This window comes from Comamonas sp. A7-5 (genome assembly GCF_039581385.1).
Taxonomy (GTDB): domain Bacteria; phylum Pseudomonadota; class Gammaproteobacteria; order Burkholderiales; family Burkholderiaceae_C; genus Comamonas; species Comamonas thiooxydans.
Genome location: NZ_JBCPWO010000005.1, coordinates 251,534 through 268,790, shown reverse-complemented (window position 1 = coordinate 268,790; position 17,257 = coordinate 251,534). Strand labels below are relative to the sequence as shown.

At 63.9% G+C, this 17,257-nt stretch carries 14 protein-coding genes; 4 read left to right on the top strand and 10 right to left on the bottom strand.

Translation table 11 applies throughout. The features are described from left to right. The first annotated feature begins 46 nt into the window (after nt 1-46). Nucleotides 47-1,378, top strand: a complete 1,332-nt coding sequence (locus tag AAIL67_RS11545; protein WP_082877361.1) for a D-serine ammonia-lyase — start codon at nt 47-49, stop codon at nt 1,376-1,378. A gap of 13 nt (nt 1,379-1,391) precedes the next feature. Here AAIL67_RS11545 and AAIL67_RS11540 read toward each other — a convergent pair whose 3' ends face one another. From AAIL67_RS11540 to purU, 6 genes are all read right to left on the bottom strand, one after another. Continuing rightward, entirely contained in the window at nt 1,392-2,654 is a 1,263-nt protein-coding gene (locus tag AAIL67_RS11540; RefSeq protein WP_224649081.1) for a PQQ-dependent sugar dehydrogenase, read from the bottom strand. Nucleotides 2,655-2,668: 14 nt separating this feature from the next. Continuing rightward, nucleotides 2,669-4,216: an FAD-linked oxidase C-terminal domain-containing protein gene (locus AAIL67_RS11535; RefSeq protein ID WP_224649079.1), complete on the bottom strand. Its 1,548-nt coding sequence runs from the start codon at nt 4,214-4,216 to the stop codon at nt 2,669-2,671. A gap of 138 nt (nt 4,217-4,354) precedes the next feature. Continuing rightward, a complete protein-coding gene (locus AAIL67_RS11530; protein ID WP_063663646.1) occupies nt 4,355-5,476 on the bottom strand; it encodes an ABC transporter substrate-binding protein in 1,122 nt (373 codons plus the stop codon). A 156-nt stretch (nt 5,477-5,632) separates the two neighbouring features. Then, nucleotides 5,633-7,552: a UvrD-helicase domain-containing protein gene (locus tag AAIL67_RS11525; RefSeq protein WP_224649077.1), complete on the bottom strand. Its 1,920-nt coding sequence runs from the start codon at nt 7,550-7,552 to the stop codon at nt 5,633-5,635. 112 nt (nt 7,553-7,664) lie between these two features. Next, nucleotides 7,665-8,567 carry a LysR substrate-binding domain-containing protein gene (locus tag AAIL67_RS11520; protein WP_012840040.1) on the bottom strand — a complete coding sequence of 301 codons (903 nt, stop codon included), beginning with the start codon at nt 8,565-8,567 and terminating at the stop codon, nt 7,665-7,667. Nucleotides 8,568-8,591: 24 nt separating this feature from the next. Next, nucleotides 8,592-9,440: a formyltetrahydrofolate deformylase gene (gene purU / locus AAIL67_RS11515; protein ID WP_003068559.1), complete on the bottom strand. Its 849-nt coding sequence runs from the start codon at nt 9,438-9,440 to the stop codon at nt 8,592-8,594. 51 nt (nt 9,441-9,491) lie between these two features. Between purU and AAIL67_RS11510 the strand changes: the two genes are divergently transcribed. Continuing rightward, nucleotides 9,492-12,194, top strand: a complete 2,703-nt coding sequence (locus AAIL67_RS11510; protein WP_253232621.1) for an EAL domain-containing protein — start codon at nt 9,492-9,494, stop codon at nt 12,192-12,194. 25 nt (nt 12,195-12,219) lie between these two features. On the opposite strand, the gene AAIL67_RS11505 is transcribed toward AAIL67_RS11510, so the two are convergent. Continuing rightward, entirely contained in the window at nt 12,220-13,125 is a 906-nt protein-coding gene (locus AAIL67_RS11505; RefSeq protein WP_224649074.1) for a ChaN family lipoprotein, read from the bottom strand. Nucleotides 13,126-13,272: 147 nt separating this feature from the next. On the opposite strand from AAIL67_RS11505, the gene AAIL67_RS11500 reads away from it, so the two are divergent. After that, the gene (locus AAIL67_RS11500; RefSeq protein WP_224649072.1) at nt 13,273-14,373 is read left to right on the top strand and encodes an AbrB family transcriptional regulator; all 1,101 of its coding nucleotides are present in this window, start codon (nt 13,273-13,275) and stop codon (nt 14,371-14,373) included. Then, nucleotides 14,370-14,615, top strand: a complete 246-nt coding sequence (locus AAIL67_RS11495) for a hypothetical protein (RefSeq protein ID WP_224649070.1) — start codon at nt 14,370-14,372, stop codon at nt 14,613-14,615. Before AAIL67_RS11500 ends, AAIL67_RS11495 begins: the two co-directional genes overlap by 4 nt. Before the next feature lie 84 nt (nt 14,616-14,699). Here AAIL67_RS11495 and AAIL67_RS11490 read toward each other — a convergent pair whose 3' ends face one another. The 3 genes from AAIL67_RS11490 to AAIL67_RS11480 all read right to left on the bottom strand — a co-directional run bounded on the left by AAIL67_RS11490 (nt 14,700) and on the right by AAIL67_RS11480 (nt 17,242). Then, nucleotides 14,700-14,999: a DUF3567 domain-containing protein gene (locus AAIL67_RS11490; protein ID WP_003073714.1), complete on the bottom strand. Its 300-nt coding sequence runs from the start codon at nt 14,997-14,999 to the stop codon at nt 14,700-14,702. Nucleotides 15,000-15,282: 283 nt separating this feature from the next. Further along, nucleotides 15,283-16,425 (bottom strand): DUF3108 domain-containing protein, encoded by a 1,143-nt coding sequence (locus AAIL67_RS11485; protein WP_224649068.1) that lies wholly within the window; start codon nt 16,423-16,425, stop codon nt 15,283-15,285. 25 nt (nt 16,426-16,450) lie between these two features. Continuing rightward, nucleotides 16,451-17,242, bottom strand: a complete 792-nt coding sequence (locus tag AAIL67_RS11480) for an IclR family transcriptional regulator (protein ID WP_063663654.1) — start codon at nt 17,240-17,242, stop codon at nt 16,451-16,453. Nucleotides 17,243-17,257: the final 15 nt, after the last annotated feature.

The following is a 17,257-nucleotide window of genomic DNA, read 5'->3' as shown; positions in this document are numbered from 1 at the left end:
TGGCATGCTCCATTGGCCCTAATATGGCGGTCTTGTATGACGATGGATGCCTGCCATGACTTTCCCTGCACTGCGCAACCTTGTTGAAGACCTGCGTCATGCCCGGCCCGCGCTATGGGCCGGGCGCAGCGAAGGTGCTCGGTCCACGCACTCTATAGACGCAGCTCAGGTTCAGCAGGCTGTACAGCGTTTTGAACGTTTTGCACCCTTGCTGGCGCAGCTGTTTCCAGAGTTGCAGGTGTCTGGCGGACGTATTGAGTCGGCACTGCTGCACGTGCCGCAGATGCAGCAGGCTTTGCAACTGCCCGAGCAACTGGGTCGGCTCTGGCTCAAGGCCGATCACAGCCTGCCAGTAGCGGGCTCCATCAAGGCACGCGGTGGCGTGCATGAGGTGCTGGAGTATGCGGAGCAGATCGCTTTGCAGCATGGCCTGCTGGCCCATGGCGACTATCTGCAACTGGCCTCCGATGCTGCGCGTGCGGTGTTCGCCCGGTACCAGGTGGCGGTAGGCTCCACGGGCAATCTGGGCCTGTCGATTGGCGTCATGGCTTCGGGCCTTGGCTTCAAGGCAACGGTCCATATGTCTGCCGATGCCAAGGAGTGGAAAAAGCAGCGCCTGCGAGCCCGTGGTGTGCAGGTGGTGGAGCATGCCGGCGACTATGCCCAGGCCGTGGCCGCAGGCCGCGCGCTGGCCGACCAGGATCCGCACTGTCACTTTGTGGATGACGAGCATTCGCTTTCGCTGCTGCTTGGCTATGCGGCGGCGGCTCCGCACTTGGTCGCGCAACTTGCACAGAACGGGATTGCCGTGGATGAAATGCATCCTTTGTTTGTCTATATTCCCTGCGGCGTGGGGGGCGCACCCGGCGGCGTGGCGCTGGGTCTGCAGCAGGCATTCGGGCCGCATGTGCATTGTTTTTTTGCCGAGCCCGTGCAGTCGCCCTGCTTCATGGTGGAGATGCTCGCCGGTGCTGCAGCGCTGCCTGGTCTGGAAGCCCATCCTTCGGTCTATGAGCTGGGCTTGAACAACCAGACCGAGGCCGATGGCCTGGCAGTGCCGCGTGCATCGGAGCTGGCTGCCGACGTGGTGCGTGGTTTTCTCGGCGGAGTTTTCACGGTGGAGGACGAAACCCTGTTTCGCCATCTGTGCCTGTTGAAGGATAGAGAGGGGCTGCAGATCGAGCCATCGGCCGCAGCGGGCTTTAGCGGTCCGCGCGCCCTTTTGGAGAGTGTTGCGGGTCAGGATTATCTGCAGCGCCAGAAGCTGTTGCCGCACATGGCAAACGCCACACATATTGTCTGGACCACGGGCGGCCTGTTTGTCCCCGACGAGGAGTACGCGAGGTTTCTGGCACGTGGACGCGATCTGCTGAACTGAGCACCTTACCTGGTTACCTGGGTCTTGGCGCCGTGCCCGCTTCACTCATCAGCATCAGCAGGCTGCGGTTGAAGTCCTCCACCACCAGCAGGCGGCCCGCATGATCGAGGCCGATGCCCGTGGGGCGCCCGCCGGGGCGCAGACCGGGCCTGGCGTCCCAGTTGCTCAGCCATTGAATGGGTTTGCCAGAGGGCCGGCCCTTGTCGTCGCGCGCAAAGCCCACGAGGCGTTGACCGTCTGCGCGCTGGCCGTGCCAGGCCACCAGCAATTGCCCGCCAAATGCGCTGCCCACAGGCGTGGCCAGCATTTGCAGCGGAGCCACGTGGGCGGGCCAAAGCATATGCGGTGCCTCGGTCTTGCTGCAGTCAAAGCGCTTTTCATAACCCTGTGCGTTCTGGCGTGCGCCTATGCAGTAAGGCCAACCGTAGTCGGCACCCGCGCGCAGCAGGTTGAGCTCCTCCGGCGGTTGCCTGGGGTCGCGGTAGTCGATATTGTTTTCGCCTTGCCAGACGGTACCTGCCGCAGGGCCGTCGGGCATCACGGCCAGCGCCATGGAGTTGCGCAGGCCGCTGGCAAAGGGGTTGAACTCCTTGACGGGCTGCTTGCCGGCCTGCAGCACCATGCGCCAGACGGCAGCGCGCGGCATGGCCGCGCTGCGCTCGGGGCAGGGCACGGCTTGCTTCTGGTCTTCACCCCGGCAGGCATCGGTAGCCGATCCCATATTGACGTAGAGGCTGCCGTCCGGCGCAAACGCCAGCTCCTTGAGCAGGTGCGCACCGTCGGCCGGCAGGCCGCTGGCCAGCAACTCGGGCTGAGGTGTCTGTCCGAGTGAAGGCACTGCAGCGCGCCATATCTTGTCGGCCTCGCCGATATAGATTTTTCCGTCCGGACCGCGCGCCATACCCGAAGGGTAGTTGAGCTTGCTCAGCAACACTCTTGCTTCGACGGCCCTGGCCGTGGTGTTGGCATTGGCGGGAGTCGCCGCGTCTGGCGGCAGGCGCAGTTCGATCAGCTGGCCCACCTGGGGCATCCAGTTGCCCATGTCCAGCACCCAGATACGGCCCGGCTCAATCTCCAATACGCGGCGCGGAAAGCGCAGCCCATGGGCATCGTCGGCTATCAACCCTACGCAGGTGCCCGAGGGACTGGTGATGGCCAGGCGTGGATAGATACCACATTTGCCGGTGGAGGCATAGCCGCGTGCATGCACACCTGGGCTGGCAGCCATGAGCAGCAGCGCAGACAGTCTCAGAATCAACCTGTATTTGCGCTGCATGGCTCTCCTGGCGGTTAAAAGCGCGGCAGATCGGGGTGGGCAATCTGTCCGCCGCGCACCAGCATCTTGCCGTACTCGGCGCAGCGGTTGAGCGTGGGAATCACCTTGCCGGGGTTGAGCAGCGATTGCGGATCAAACGCCGCTTTGAGCGCGAACATCTGGGCGTTCTCGGCCGTTGTGAACTGGGTGCACATGCTGTTGAGCTTTTCCACGCCCACACCATGCTCACCCGTCACCGTGCCGCCCATGGCGACGCTGGTTTCCAGAATGTCGGCGCCGAACAGCTCGCAGCGGTGCAATTCGTCGGGGTTGTTGGCATCGAACAGGATCAAGGGGTGCAGATTGCCGTCTCCTGCATGGAACACGTTGGCGCAGCGCAGCTGGTATTTCTTCTCCATCTCCTGAATCGCCAGCAGGATGTCGGCCAGACGCTTGCGCGGAATGGTGGAGTCCATGCACATGTAATCGGGGCTGATGCGGCCGCTGGCGGGGAAGGCGTTCTTGCGCCCGCTCCAGAAGCGCAGACGTTCTTCCTCGCTTTCGCTGACGGTGATGGCCGTGGCACCAGCGTGGCGCAGAACTTCGCTCATGCGGGCGATCTCTTCCTCGACCTCCTCGGGCGTGCCGTCGCTCTCGCAAAGCAAAATGGCTTCTGCAGTGAGATCGTAGCCGGCGCGCACAAAGTCCTCCACGGCGGCCGTCATGGGCTTGTCCATCATTTCCAGTCCGGCGGGAATGATGCCGGCCGCGATCACCGCAGCCACTGCGTCGCCCGCTTTGCGCACATCGTCGAAGCTGGCCATGATGCAGCGCGCCAGCTGGGGCTTGGGCACGAGTTTGACCGTGACCTCGGTCACCACGGCCAGCATGCCTTCGCTGCCTATCATGACGGCCAGCAGGTCCAGACCGGGGGTGTCGAGTGCATCCGAGCCGAACTCGACGGGCTCACCTTCGATGCTGAAGCCTTTGACCTTGAGCACGTTGTGCACCGTGAGCCCATACTTGAGGCAGTGCACGCCGCCCGAGTTCTCGGCCACATTGCCGCCGATGGTGCAGGCGATCTGGCTGCTGGGGTCGGGCGCATAGTACAGGCCGTAGGGGGCAGCGGCTTCGCTGATGGCGAGGTTGCGCACGCCGCACTGCACCAGGGCTGTACGGCTGTAGGCATCGACCTTGAGGATTTTGTTGAATTTGGCCAGCGACAGCGTCACGCCCATGGGGTGAGGCATGGCGCCGCCCGAAAGCCCCGTCCCCGCGCCACGTGCAATGACGGGTGCTCCTATGGCGTAGCAGGCCTTGAGCACGGCCTGCACCTGAGCATAAGTCTCGGGCAGGCAGACCAGCAGAGGGCGCTGGCGGTAGGCCGTCAGTCCGTCGCACTCATAGGGCGTGGTGTCTTCGCTCTGATAGAGCAGGGCATGCGCCGGCACATGGGGGCGCAGTGCCTCCACCACCTCGGCCTGGCGCCGGGCACGCTCGGACTGCTCGGGCGGGTGGTGCGCGGCGTTGGCCGCTGCGCTGGAGGTGGCGACGAGATCGGTAAAAGTGCTGGCGAACGTCATGCCTGCAAATGTAGGGGATGCGCCCGCGCATTGGTGTGAGCTTTATTGCAAAGCTGCTTGAAATGCTTTGCGACGATGATGATATTTGCTCTTTAAATAATAGCTATTGACGATTGATGAATAAGACTTGGAATTGATTTATTCCCTGAAATGGCCGCTCGCATCAATCATGGTCAACCCCACATAGCTGGAGCCGGTGCGCGGCGGTGTGAAGCGCAGATGCATGGCGCCGTAGCGAATCTCGCCCATGGCGTCGAGGGCGGCCAGCAAGCCCGCTCGATTGCTTGTGGGTGCAGCTTTACGCAGCGCGTCCAGCAGGGTTCGGGTGTTGAGAAAGACTTCCAGGCCCAGATAGGAGGCAGGCGGCATGCCGCCGTGGTCGAGGAGCTGCTGGTAGTCCTTGATGGCCGGAACCGCGCCCTTCCAGGGGCTGGGTACCAGGGTGGTGAAGGCAATGCCGCGTGTATAAGGGCCCAGCCCTTGCACCACCGCACGGTTGGCCTGGGCGGCCAGGTTGTAGAAAGGCGCCGTGACATGAGCCTGTCTGGCCATGGTGATCAGACCTATAGTGGCAGGGGTGCCCGCCAGCACGATGACGCCTTGGAGATCGGGCAGGGCGGCTAGCTGTCTGGCCAGGTCCGGGGTGTTGCTGCCCGATGCCTCCACGGCCAGAGTTGCCGCGGCCTTGAGATCATTGGCTGCAAAGGCGTTCAGGGCGATCTGCAGGCTGTTTTTGCCGAAGCCGTCGTTCTGGTGAACGATGGCGATCCGCCGCAGACCTATGGTCTGCATCTGCTGCAGCATGGCCGCGACTTCTGCCTGGGTGCTGGCGCGCAGCGGATAGATGAAACGGCCCGGCTGCTGGCGCATGCTGCCGGCTCCGGCAATCACGCCCACCAGGGCCGTCTGGCCTTGCTGTACCTCGGGTTGCATGGCTGTGCAACTGGCCGTTCCCCAGCAGTTGAGCAGGGCCAGGGCTCCTTCCTGGATCAGTTGGCGTGCATTGCTGGCGGCGCGCTGTGGCTCGTAGCCATCGTCCAGCACCTTGAGTGTCAAAGCTTTGCCGCCCAGGCCTCCCTGCTTGTTGAATGCCTCCACCTGCGCCTGCATGATGCTCATCCCTTCCTTGCCGGCCTCGGCCTGCGAGCCTGACAGTGGCAAGCTGGCGCCTATGGTGAGCTTGTTCTCCTGCGCATGCAGGGTCAGGCTGGTTGTGATGCTGGCGGCCAGTAGCCAGGCGCAGCGCGATGGGGTTTGCATGGGTCTCCTCCTCGTTGTTGTGAGCCCATGGTGGGAGGATTGCAACAAGGGGGGGAGAGGGCAACTGTGGCCATGTCGGCTGGGGGCGACGTTATGGTGTTTTGACCCGCTTGTGAGATACGGGCTTGATCTGCATCGCCCCATGGCCTTGCGTCGTCATCTGCTCTCCAGTATCCACAGGCGCTTGCTGGCGCGGGTCATGGCGACGTAGAGCATGTTGCGCTGTGGGTCGCTCGCATTGGGCGAGAAGTGTCTGGAATTGACAAAGGGCACGGCCACATACTCGTATTCATGGCCTTTGCTGCGTTCTACCGTGAGCAGTTGCAAGCTGGGTTTTTCATGGCGCTGATGCTGCGCGATGCTCGACTGGACCATGAGGCTGAGGCGACCCAGGAATTCATCGACGGAAAGCCCGGCGCAGATGCGCGACAGCGCTTGCAGGCTGGCCAGGCACTGGCGCAGTTCGTCCTGGCTGATGGGGGCCTGGGCGAAGAACTGTCGCAACAGAGGGTGCTGAAGCAACTGCCCCGCATCGGCGCACTGGTCGGTGGTCAAGGCCAGCAACCGGGCACAGGGGGAGTCTGGTGCGATGTAGGCGGCGAGGAAGCGGCGCATGGCGGCTTGCTGTCCCATGAGTTCGGCGGCAATGCGCAGCGTGTCGGACTCCGGCGGGGCGTCGCCCAGTGCAGTCATGTCGAACAGGCCGTTGGCCAGCAGATCCCGGTCGGGCGGGCTGGCATGGCGCACATAGCGCATCAGACCTTCGGCAGCGCTGCTCAGAATGCCTTGCGAGAGCAGCGCACCGCCGCTGCAGCCCTGCATGGCCCACAGCATGGCCAGCACCAGGGCGATTTCGCGGCGCTGGTAGAAGCGCTGCATGCCTTTGCAGGCATAGTGCACGCCCTCGTGGGCGAACAGCCATTCGAGCAGTACCGAATCTTCGGGCGAATGCAGGATGACACGCAGCACGGCCGGCGGGTCCTGCGGTTTGCGGGGCTGGCGGGCCACTGCGGCATGAATATCCAGCAATTGCCGGGCGCAGTCCTCGTCATCGCCACGGCGATGTTCGAACCAGGCCGAGGCATTGCGGTAATGGGCGTCGAATTCCACGCCGAAGAGCTGGTTCAGTTCCTGGCAGATGACGGGGCCGAAGCGATAGGTCGTGTTGAGCGTGGCCTGGCCGGTGCCCGCAGGCAGCTCCTGCAGGATGCGCTGGGCGCTGTCGCCAAAGATGGAGGAGGCGCCCGGCAGTATGTGCTGGTTGAAGTCACCGACACCGATAAAGCGCCCATTACCGCGCGCCAGATGGCGCAGCACCAGCAGTGCGGCTTCGTCAAGGTCCTGCAGTTCGTCGAACAGCACGGCTTCGAAGCGACCCTGCAGCAGCGGGAAGCCGGCATCGAAGTCCAGTGCTGCCAGCTGGCAGGCCAGCGCGTAGGTGCAGTCGCCGGGCGCATAGAACAGCGGCTCCTGGGTGGGGCCCGCGCGTAGCCGCTCATAGCTGCGCAGCAGCCGGTACAGGCCGTAGTCCAGGGCGTTGTCGCGGCAATATGCCAGCGCGCCGAGGCCGCTGTCGTCGATATCGAGTTCCAGCATGCACTGTTTGGCCTGGGCCTCGAAAGCGAGGAAGGCACTGATGTCCAGAGGCCGTGCGAAGTAGTCTGTCAGTTCGGGTATGCCGAGCTCGGCATGCCGTTCGGCCTCTTGCGACAGCGCTTCTTGCGCCTGCTGGATGAGCAGGTTCTTTTCCAGGCCGGAGGAGAGCATGGGGACCGGGTCCCCCTGCTCTTCGAGTATCCGGGCGCAAAACTGCTCCAGAGTGAGCAGATGCAGGCCTTCGAGACGCACGGTGGAGAGGCGGTCCAGGCGCGCCTGAATGGCCTTGATGCCGGCCTCCGAGTAGGCCAGCATCAGCACGTTGCGCGCGCCCTGGGTGCGGATCAGGTCGGCAGCCTTGATGGCCAGCGTAGTCGTCTTGCCCGTTCCAGCCAGGGCGCGGATGAGCAGCGAAGACGCTTCGCTGTTGAGTGCCTGGTTCTGGTCAAGGCCGGGGTAAAGCCTGGGCTGCAGGTTCATGCCGTGAGTGCTCCATCTTCGTTATCCATCGAGCAGCCCGTGTAACGAGCTGCTCGCCGGGCCAGGGACGGCGAGCAAGAGCTGCGCCGCAGCGAAGCCGCTGGGTTGCAGCTCAGCCCATGGCCTTGCGCAGCCACTCTGCGAAGGCCGCACATTCCCAGCGGTCCATGATGCCGGTCTTCCAGCACAGATAGTGTGCGTGGGGACTGGGAGCATCGACATCGAAGAGGCGCACCAGCGTACCGTTTTCCAGCCAGGGCGCACCGAGCTTGTGGCGCACCAGGGCAATCCCCATGCTGGCCGATGCGGCGTCGCACATCAGACCGATGTCGTTGAACTGCGAGCCTTCGTTGGGCTCGGCCATGTCGAGGCCGGTCGCGGCGAACCAGGTGCGCCAGGGCTCCAGAGGGCTGCGTAGCAGCGGCATGCCTTCCAGGTCGTCCGGGCGCTCGAACGGGCCATGTTCGCGGATGAAGCTGGGCGAGGCCAGCGGCGTGACAGTGTCGCGGGCTAGTTCGATGTGCTCCACATCGGCATAGTGGCCGGCGCCGAAGCGCACCATCAGGTCGGCATCCTCGCCGATCACATCCAGCAGCGGAATCGACACCTGCAGCGCAATGTCTATCTCGGGATAGGCCTCGGTGAACTGGCGCAGGCGCGGGATCAGGATCACGCGCGCAAAGGTGGGGGTGACGGCCAGCTTCAGGCGTCTGCGCCCAGGCGAGGCTGACGCTCCTGGAAAGCGTTGCAAGGCGCCAAGGCCTTCACGCACATGGGCCAGATAGGAGCTGCCGTCCGTGGTCAGCGAGAAATCCGTTCGGCCGAACAGGCGAGCCCCCAGAATCTGCTCCAGCTGCTTGACCCTGTGGCTGACGGCACTGGGCGTGACGCACAGCTCCTCCGCCGTCAAGGTGACCGAGCGCAGCCGCGCCAGAGCCTCGAAGGTGAGCAGGCACTGTATCGGCGGAATCCGCCTGGCCGTAATGCTGTTCAAGGCGCCGGGGCTGCGGGTCATACAATCAATCCCAAGCCCAGGGATTTAGCGGAACACAACGGTCTTGTGACCGTTGAGAATGACGCGGCGCTCGCTATGCCACTTCACGGCGCGGGCCAGCACCTGGCTCTCGGTGTCGCGGCCGCGGGCCGTCAGGTCTTCCACGGTGTCGGTGTGGTCGGCGCGTGCCACGTCCTGCTCGATGATCGGGCCTTCGTCGAGGTCGGCCGTCACATAGTGGGCGGTGGCGCCGATCAGCTTCACGCCGCGGTCATGCGCCTGGTAGTAGGGCTTGGCGCCCTTGAAGCTGGGCAGGAAGCTGTGGTGGATATTGATGGCGCGGCCGGACAGCTTTTTGCACAGGTCGTTGGACAGCACCTGCATGTAGCGCGCCAGCACCACCAGCTCGGCGCCTTCTTCCTCGATGATCTCGTACTGGCGCTCTTCGGCCTGGGCCTTGGTCGCGGCAGTCACGGGAATGTGATGGAAGGGGATGTTGTAGCTGGCCGCCAGCTGATAGAACTCGCGGTGGTTGCTGATGATGGCCTTGATCTCGATGGGCAGCAGGCCCGACTTCCAGCGGAACAGCAGGTCGTTGAGGCAGTGGCCTTCCTTGCTGACCATGATGACGGTCTTGATGCGCTCGGCCTTGGAGTGCAAACTCCACTGCATTTGATATTGATCAGCTAATTCGGCAACGGATGCCTTTAAAGAGGCGGCGTCTTTGCCATCGCAGGCAAACTGCACGCGCATGAAGAACAGACCGGTTACCGGGTCGTTGTACTGCGCTGCTTCTTCAATATTGCCGCCTTGTTCAAGCAAGAATCCGGAAACGGCATGCACCAGGCCCAGTCGGTCTGGGCAGGATAAAGTCAAAATATAGGCTTGGGTCATAGCTCGGCAATTGTCGCAGCAAGGCGAGGACCCTGCGGACAAAGGAAATTCATGAAAAGCGAGGAGAGGCATTCTCCGCTCACACCCTGGGTGATTGTCACCCTCTATTTGTGCGTGGGGATGCTTTGGTTGGGGGCGCAGGCGGGCGTGCTCGGCTATTTTGATGTATCGCTGAATCGACAGTCGCTGCGTTGGCAGATAGGCCTGTTCATTGTTTGGTTGCTGGCGACGGCGCTGGTTGCACTTTGGTTCATGCAGCGCAAGACGCGCGCCGACCAGCGTGGCCGGGAGACGGCGCAGGAGCTGGAGTTGGTGGTGCGTCACGCACCGGCCGGCATGGCTCGCGTGCATGTGGGCGGTGCAGAGATTGTCTGGGCCAATGCAAAGCTGGCGGGTTGGCTGGGCCGCAGCGTGGAGTCGCTGCGCGGTCAGGATTTTCGCGTTCTGGTGCCGGTGAATGACCAGGACGAAGTTGCTCTGCAGCTGCAGCGCCTGCTGGACGGCAGCACCGATTACTTCCAGGTGCTGCGCCAATGCGTGAATGAAGGCACCGGCAAGGTCACGCCCGTGCTGTGCACCACCAGCCGCGTGGCGGCTTCGGGTGTGGACGGGCCGGTGGCCCTGGTCTGCGTGCTGCAGGACCTCAGCGAGATGGTGAGTGCGCGCAACGCCATGATGCGCAGCGAGACCATGCTGCGCCTGGCGCTGGAGGGCAGTGGCAATGGCGTGTGGGAGTGGGACGCGCTCGAGCAGCGGCTGAACTTCTCCACGGGCATGAGCGCCTTGCTGCGCTACCAGGGCCAGGATCTGGCCCGCGAGTTCGATTTCTATCAGCGCCTGCATCCCGAAGATGCCACAGGCGCGCGCGCCCAGGCCGAGCAGGCGCTGGAGCAGGGCAGCATGCTGGTGCTGACGGCACGTCTGCTGTGCTTTGATGGTCTGTATCGCTGGTTTCGCGCACGCGGCCAGGCCTACAAGGATGAGAGCGGACGCCTGATACGGATCTCGGGCCTGCTCTCCGACCAGACTGCGAGTCGCGAGGCCGATGAGCGCAGCCGCCTGGCCTCCACGGTGGTGGACAACACCATCGAGGGCGTGGTGGTGACCGATGCACACAGCCGCATTCTCTCGGTCAACCACGCGTTCACGAAGCTGCTGGGCTTCAGCGAAGCGGAAATGCTGGGCAAGACGCCGCGCATGTTCAAGTCCGGCCGACATGACAAGGCTTTCTACGACGCCATGTGGGCCAGCATGCATGCCACAGGGCACTGGCAGGGCGAAATCTGGAATCGACGCAAGAATGGAGAGGTCTTTCCCGAGCGCATGTCGCTGAGCGCGGTCAAGGATGCCAACGATAAGGTGACGCATTACGTCTGCATGTTCACCGACATCTCGGCCGAGAAGGCGCGCGAGCAGCAATTGGAGTTTCTTGCCCATCGCGACACCTTGACCGGTCTGCCCAACCGCTCTCAATTCACGCGCATGCTGGGCGAGGCGGTGGAGTTGAGTCAGAGCACCAACCGTCGCATGGCCGTGCTGCTGTTCAATATCGACCGCTTCAAGGACGTGAACGACAGCTATGGCCACTCCATCGGCGACGAGGTGCTCAGGCATGTGTCTGTGCAGATGCAGGGTGCTTTGCGGCACGGCGACATCATTGGCCGCCTGGCGGGCGATGAAATCTGCGTGGTGGCGCAATCCATTTGCGGTCGCGACAGCGCGGTGGACGTGGCCGAGCGCCTGATGGCAGCAGCCGGCCAGCCCTGGACCACGCCGGATGGCCTCTCGGTGGTGGTCAGCGTCAGCGCAGGCATCTGTCTGTATCCCGACCATGCATTGACAGCCGACGATCTGCTGCAGGGGGCCCATGCAGCGGTGTATGGAGCCAAGGCCAGAGGCTCCAATGCCTGGTGCTTCTTCCATGAGAACATGACCCAGGCCGCCCGCGAGCGCCTGGCGCTGGAGGCGCGCCTGCGCCGTGCGCTGGAGCTGGGCCATATGCGTCTGTATTACCAGCCACAGATTGAGCTGGCGACGGGGCGCCTGATGGGGGCTGAAGCGCTGTTGCGCTGGCTGGATCCAGAGGAAGGCCTGATCTCGCCGGCCCGTTTCATTCCTGTGGCGGAAAACTCGGGCGTTATCGGCCCGCTGGGTCTGTGGGTGCTGGGTGAGGCCTGTCGTCAGGGCCAGCAATGGCGGGCTGCCGGTCTGCCCGATCTGACGATTGCGGTCAATGTCTCGCTGCACCAGTTTTTGCTGACCGATATTGCCGGCGCTACGGCCGATGCGCTCAACAAGTCGGGTTTTCCGGCCAGCTTGCTGGAGCTGGAAATCACCGAAAGCGCACTGGCCGAAAAGCCCGAAGAGGCGCTGGCCGTGCTCAGCCGCCTGCGCGAGCTAGGCCTGCGCCTGGCCATCGATGACTTTGGTACCGGTTATTCATCGCTGGCCCATCTCAAGCGTTTCCCGCTCGATCTGCTCAAGATCGACCAGGGCTTTATCCGCGACATTCCGCACAGCGCGGACGATATGACCATCAGCAGCTCGGTCATTGCCCTGGGTCATGCCATGGGTCTGAAGGTCCTGGCCGAAGGCGTGGAAACCCAGGAGCAGCTGACGTTCTTGCAGCAAAAAGGCTGCGACTACTTTCAGGGCTATTTCTGCAGCCGGCCCTTGCCGGCCGAAGACTTCACGCGCCTGCTGGAAAAGACGCGTGAGGGGCAGCCGCTGGTGGCTGTTGCGATCGCGGGCTGAGGATCACCAGCGCTGCAGCAGCCCGTCAAGGCTTGGGTGCAGGTCTGCTCTTCCACTGTTCGCGCAGTTGGCTGCACTGGTCTTCGGAGGCGTTGCCCTCCAGCATCAGCTGCTTGTCTGCCTTCATGGTGATAGCGGTCTGCGCTTTGTCTGATTGGGCTATCGCCACCTTTTGCTTGAAATCGCCAGGCAGCCAGGTCGGCACGCCGATATCGCTGCGGACATGGCCGCGGCCCGCCACCAGCAGCACGCTTTTTCCGGGCTGACCCAGTTCGCGTACGGCTGTTTCAGTCACCCTGGCCATGGATTCGTCGCGGGCCAGCTGAATTCGGGCCATGGGCGCGAACTGCGATTCGGGCAGCAGGCCGCAGTGGCCGTCCTTGATGGCGTCGAGCTGCAGCTGCCAGCCTGCGGCCGGCAGGTGTGCGTCGTAACGGGACTCGCCCATCGCCTGCTTCATCCGGGGGCGCGGCAGATTGCCGCCGAGCACGGGCACGCCGGCTTTCACGGCAGCCATCACCACCGGACCATAGTCCTGCCAGGGCCAGCCGCCCGGGCCGCCGCCCTGGGCCCATTGCAGCGCGGTCTTCACCTCCTCGTCGCTGGCCGATGCCGGCAGACTCCGGGTGCTGCCGCCTGCGGGCGCCATCTCGACCACCAGGGCCGCGAGCCTGCCTTGCGCTGCCAGGTGGCGCACGGTAGCGGCTTCCCATTGGTGATGGGCGATCTGGTCATGCTGCTCGCCGAGCAGGATGATCGGTGTTCCGGCCCATTGGCCCAGTGTCTGCAGCCACTCGGCATCGCTGGTCCGCTGGGCGCTTTGATGGGCGCAGCCGCCCAGCAGCAGGGCGCCGGCAACAGCCGTCATGGCCAAAGGATTGAAACGATTGAAGCGCTGGCGCGGCTGCGCCGCAGAAATGAAAGTCCACATATGAGCTGATTGCGTTCGTCTGAGACGGGGCATGGCTTCGTAGCTGTAGATTTCGTACCGGCTTTGCCCACCGAGTTTTGCCGCGATACTGCGGGGCATTGCCCCTGTCGCGCGCCCATTGTCGTGCCTTGCCGGATTCCCGTGCACATGTCCGTATTGCTTCCCCCCGTGTTTCTGGCCCGTGTGGCCGCCACCCTGCTGCTGGCCTGGCTGGCCGCCCAGCTCTGTCTGATATTGCATACGCCGCTGCCGTGGATGCTGGGGCCGCTGATTTCCGTCTCCCTGCTATCGATAGGCGGAGCGCCTACCCAAAGCTGGGCCAGGTTGCGCGATCTGGGGCAGTGGACGATAGGCGGCGCGCTGGGCCTGTATTTCACGCCTGCCGTGACCGAGCTGGTGGCCGGCCTGTGGTGGGCGATTGCGCTGGCCATTGCCTGGGCCTTGCTGCTGGGCTGGGGCTTCGGGCGCTGGCTGTATCGCGTGCAGGCGGCCTCCATGCTGGCGCAGCCGGGCATGGATAAAGAGCGCCTGCGCGCCACGACCTATTTCTCGGGGGCGATAGGTGCGGCCTCGGAGATGACGCTGCTGGCCGAGCGCGAGCAGGCGCGCACAGATCTGGTGGCGGCGGCGCACAGCCTGCGGCTGGTGATAGTGACGGTGAGCATTCCCTTTGCACTGCAATGGTCGGGACTGCAGGGCGACCCGGGCCTGACGCTGCCCAGCGTGCGCACCGTGCAATGGCCGGGCTTTGCCTGGCTGGTGCTGGCCACCGGCGCCGGGGCATTGCTGATGCTCAGGCTCAGGCGTGCCAATCCCTGGTTTCTGGGTGCGCTGGCCGTATCCATGGGCTTGACCATGGCAGGCCTGGAGCTGTCTGCCGTGCCGCAATGGCTGATGAACGCCGCCCAGCTGGTGATCGGCGTCAGCCTGGGGGTGCGCTTTCGACGTGATTTCCTGCACACGGCGCCGCGCTGGCTGGGCATGGTGGCGCTGGGTACCGTGGGGTTGATGGCAGTCTGCGCCGGTTTTGCCTGGCTGCTGCACTGGGCCACCGGCCTGCCCTGGGTGACCTTGCTGCTGGGCACATCGCCGGGTGGCATTACCGAGATGGCCATCACCGCCAAGGTCCTGCAACTGGGCGTGCCCGTGGTCACGGCCTTTCAGGTCTGCCGGCTGATTGCCGTGCTGCTGCTGGTAGCGCCTCTGTACCGCTGGCTGAACAGGGTGCTGCCGGGGGAGCGGTCATGATCCGCAGCAGGCGAAATCCCTGGAAGTCGATCCTGATCATCAGCGCTTGCGCCGGCTTTGTGATGGCCGGGCTTCTGATGTGGATGGCCTGGGAGCACAACCCCCAGTGCGAGATTCACTGCGCAGAGCAAGGCATTGACTGGGGCTACTGGCTGGCGCTGGGTGCGGCAGGGGGGCTGCTGGGCTTTTTGGGCTGCATGCTGCCCGCCGGCGTGTTGATGCTGTTGTGCAGAAAGTCATAGCGGCTCGCGCTTTTCCGGTAAGCACTAGAGTGTGTTTTCAGGCATCAAAAAAGCCACTCTTTCGAGTGGCTTTTTGCAAGGTGTTCAGTGAATGATTACCGGCTGCTGGGCCAGGCCCGTGTAGGTGTCGAGAATTTCCTCCACCTCCTCCTCGGTGGGGGCGTCCTGCTGCCAGGCAAGGATCTGCTTCTGGAACATTTCGGCCCAGGAACCATCCAGATACACCTCTTTGCCCGAGCGCTTGTCCACGATCTCGAAGCCGTGGCGGGGCAGTTGATGGGCTTGCTCGGTCTCGGCCTTGGCTTTGCCTGCCGGAGCGTCTGCTTCCATATCGGGACGCAGATGGAGCACCGCAAAGGATTCAGAGTCGTAAAGCATTTGCATGGTGTTCCTCCTTTCACTTCCGTTATGAGCATGCCTGCCATGGATATGGCGACAGGGTGCCGCATTTCAAGGTGGAAATGCCTGCTCTTGGCACTTGGGCACAGTATTCCATGGATTTGGCATGGTTGTGGGCAACCGGCTTTCCCGATCTGTAGTAAGCAAGTCCTTGAACGGCGCGACAGCGTTCAGCCCGAGCCGATGCAGGTTGCAGGCCTTGGCTGGGAGGTGAGTGAGCGCTTTGGCGCGGTGGTCCCGGGGTTTACGCCAGGGTGCGGCATGGAGGTTATTGCGGCGCGGGCAGATATTTCTTGAGCTGCAGATCGACAAAGTCGTCCTGTCCCTGGGTGAGCTTGATGCGCACGGGCAGGTATTGCATGGACGGTGCCAGCCAGACCGAACCGCGCTGGTCGCTGCTGCTTTTGCCGGGCAGCTTGTCCAGGCGCAGTGCCATGACGCTGCCAAATGGCAGCTCCAGTGCCTCGCTGGCACCCACGCGGAACTGCCAGCGCACGGCTGAGCGTGCGCTGCTGGTGGTCAGCTCTATCAGAGTGCCTGGCGGATATTTCTCGGGGGCGGCAGCCATCAGGGCCGAGAGCTGCAGAAACACGCTGAGGCGGTCCTGCACGCCATCGCCAATGGCCGCATCGGTCTGGCCGCCGCTGTAGTGCGCCTTGCCGCTAGCCACGTCAAAGGCAGCGGACTGGGTTTTGCGCCCTTTGTCGCTGAAGTTGAGCGGCTGCAGGCCCTTGGGCGTAATCAGCCCCTCGCTGGTCTGGGCGCGCTCGCCCAGCAAGAACATGCTGATCGACTGCCTGGCCTGGTAGTACTGTCCGTCATGCTGCCATTGCAGCTGGGCGCCGGCCGAGTATTGAAAGCCCTTGACCTGACCCGAGGCATTGAACTCCAGCGTGGCGGAGTTGGGCAGGGTCACGGGCAGCACAGAGCTAGGCGGCAGCGGCGCGCTGCCTGCGGGCGTGACCTGGATGGGGCGGGCCGTGTCGGCACCATTGGCTTCGGGAGGCTCGGCCATGGGCTCGGGAGCCGGCTCTGCTGCAGCAGCGGGCAGCCCTGTATTGGTGGGTGCTTCTGTTTCAGGAGCTTCTTGCGTTTGTGGTTCCTGGACTGGAGGCGGATTTGGCGCAGGTTCCTGTTCGTCCGGTACGGGAGCAGGAGTCGGCGCTGGCGCCCGCGGTGCCGCCTGGGGTTTGGGCGCCGGAACTGGGGCCGGTTTGGGCGCTGCGGGTGCAGGCGGCGGAGGGGGCGCCTGCAGCATGCGCGTCTCCATCACGATCTGGTCGTCCGCTGCTTTGTCCGGCGGGCTTAGTTCGGGCAGGCCCCAGAGCAACAGCCCATGGGCTGCCAGCACCAAGCCGGTGATGGGCAGCAGTGTCTTGCGTGCCTGGCTTGTCTGAGGGGAGCGGCCCATGAGCGTGATTCTGAGATTGCAGGTTTCAGTGGTTGGGATCGGCGCGCCAGCCCAGATCGCTGGAAAGCTGGCGGGCGGCCGCCTGCAGTGGCGCATCTATGGCTCCACCATAGTCCGGGTCGAAAGTCGCCAGCGAGCCCAGGGTCATCAGCCCCAGCACAATATGGCCGGATGCATCGAAGACCGGCACGCAAAAAGCCACGATGCCCGGCAGCACGGTGTCGACCACGCGGGCCGTGCCGCGCTCGCGCACCTCGGCCAGCATGGCCGCCACGGCTTCCTCGGTCTGGGGCAGGTCCTGGCGCCGGGCTTTGCGTGCGCGCTCGATTTCGGGCTCCAGCAATGCGGCCGTCGCCTCGCGCGGCAGCCAGGCGCCGAAGCAGCGCCCTGTGGCCGATGCCAGCATGGGCATGACGTCGCCCAGGCGCAGGTTGGCAGTGACGGACTGCGCCGATTCTTCCCAATGCACGATGGTCGGGCCATGGTTGCCCCAGACGGCGATGGCCAGCGTGTGATTGAGGGACTCAAGCAGTGCCGGAATGCGCTCGCGCGCCAGACGCACCGGGTCGAGACGGGCCAGCGAGGCCAGGCCGATCTTGAGCGCCGCAGGGCCCAGGTCGTAGCGCGAATTGCGTTCGTCCTGCGTCACCAGTCCGATGCGCTGAAAGCTCACCAGATAGCGGTGTGCCTTGGCGGCACTCATGCCGGCGGCGGCGGCGACATCCTTGAGCATCAGCGGGCCACTGGCCTGTGCCAGCGCCTCGACGAGGGAGAAACCCACTTCGACCGACTGAATCCCTGCGCGTTCCTTTTCCATTGCAATAGAATCGTG

Excerpts from the sequence above, each read along its gene's own strand:
- AAIL67_RS11545 (WP_082877361.1), top strand. The coding sequence starts at position 47 with ATGCCTGCCATGACTTTCCCTGCACTGCGCAACCTTGTTGAAGACCTG.
- AAIL67_RS11535 (WP_224649079.1), bottom strand. The coding sequence starts at position 4,216 with ATGACGTTCGCCAGCACTTTTACCGATCTCGTCGCCACCTCCAGCGCA.
- AAIL67_RS11500 (WP_224649072.1), top strand. The coding sequence starts at position 13,273 with ATGTCCGTATTGCTTCCCCCCGTGTTTCTGGCCCGTGTGGCCGCCACC.
- AAIL67_RS11540 (WP_224649081.1), bottom strand. The coding sequence starts at position 2,654 with ATGCAGCGCAAATACAGGTTGATTCTGAGACTGTCTGCGCTGCTGCTC.
- AAIL67_RS11495 (WP_224649070.1), top strand. The coding sequence starts at position 14,370 with ATGATCCGCAGCAGGCGAAATCCCTGGAAGTCGATCCTGATCATCAGC.
- AAIL67_RS11505 (WP_224649074.1), bottom strand. The coding sequence starts at position 13,125 with ATGTGGACTTTCATTTCTGCGGCGCAGCCGCGCCAGCGCTTCAATCGT.
- AAIL67_RS11485 (WP_224649068.1), bottom strand. The coding sequence starts at position 16,425 with ATGGGCCGCTCCCCTCAGACAAGCCAGGCACGCAAGACACTGCTGCCC.
- AAIL67_RS11480 (WP_063663654.1), bottom strand. The coding sequence starts at position 17,242 with ATGGAAAAGGAACGCGCAGGGATTCAGTCGGTCGAAGTGGGTTTCTCC.
- AAIL67_RS11525 (WP_224649077.1), bottom strand. The coding sequence starts at position 7,552 with ATGAACCTGCAGCCCAGGCTTTACCCCGGCCTTGACCAGAACCAGGCA.
- AAIL67_RS11510 (WP_253232621.1), top strand. The coding sequence starts at position 9,492 with ATGAAAAGCGAGGAGAGGCATTCTCCGCTCACACCCTGGGTGATTGTC.
- AAIL67_RS11530 (WP_063663646.1), bottom strand. The coding sequence starts at position 5,476 with ATGCAAACCCCATCGCGCTGCGCCTGGCTACTGGCCGCCAGCATCACA.
- AAIL67_RS11490 (WP_003073714.1), bottom strand. The coding sequence starts at position 14,999 with ATGCAAATGCTTTACGACTCTGAATCCTTTGCGGTGCTCCATCTGCGT.
- AAIL67_RS11520 (WP_012840040.1), bottom strand. The coding sequence starts at position 8,567 with ATGACCCGCAGCCCCGGCGCCTTGAACAGCATTACGGCCAGGCGGATT.
- purU (WP_003068559.1), bottom strand. The coding sequence starts at position 9,440 with ATGACCCAAGCCTATATTTTGACTTTATCCTGCCCAGACCGACTGGGC.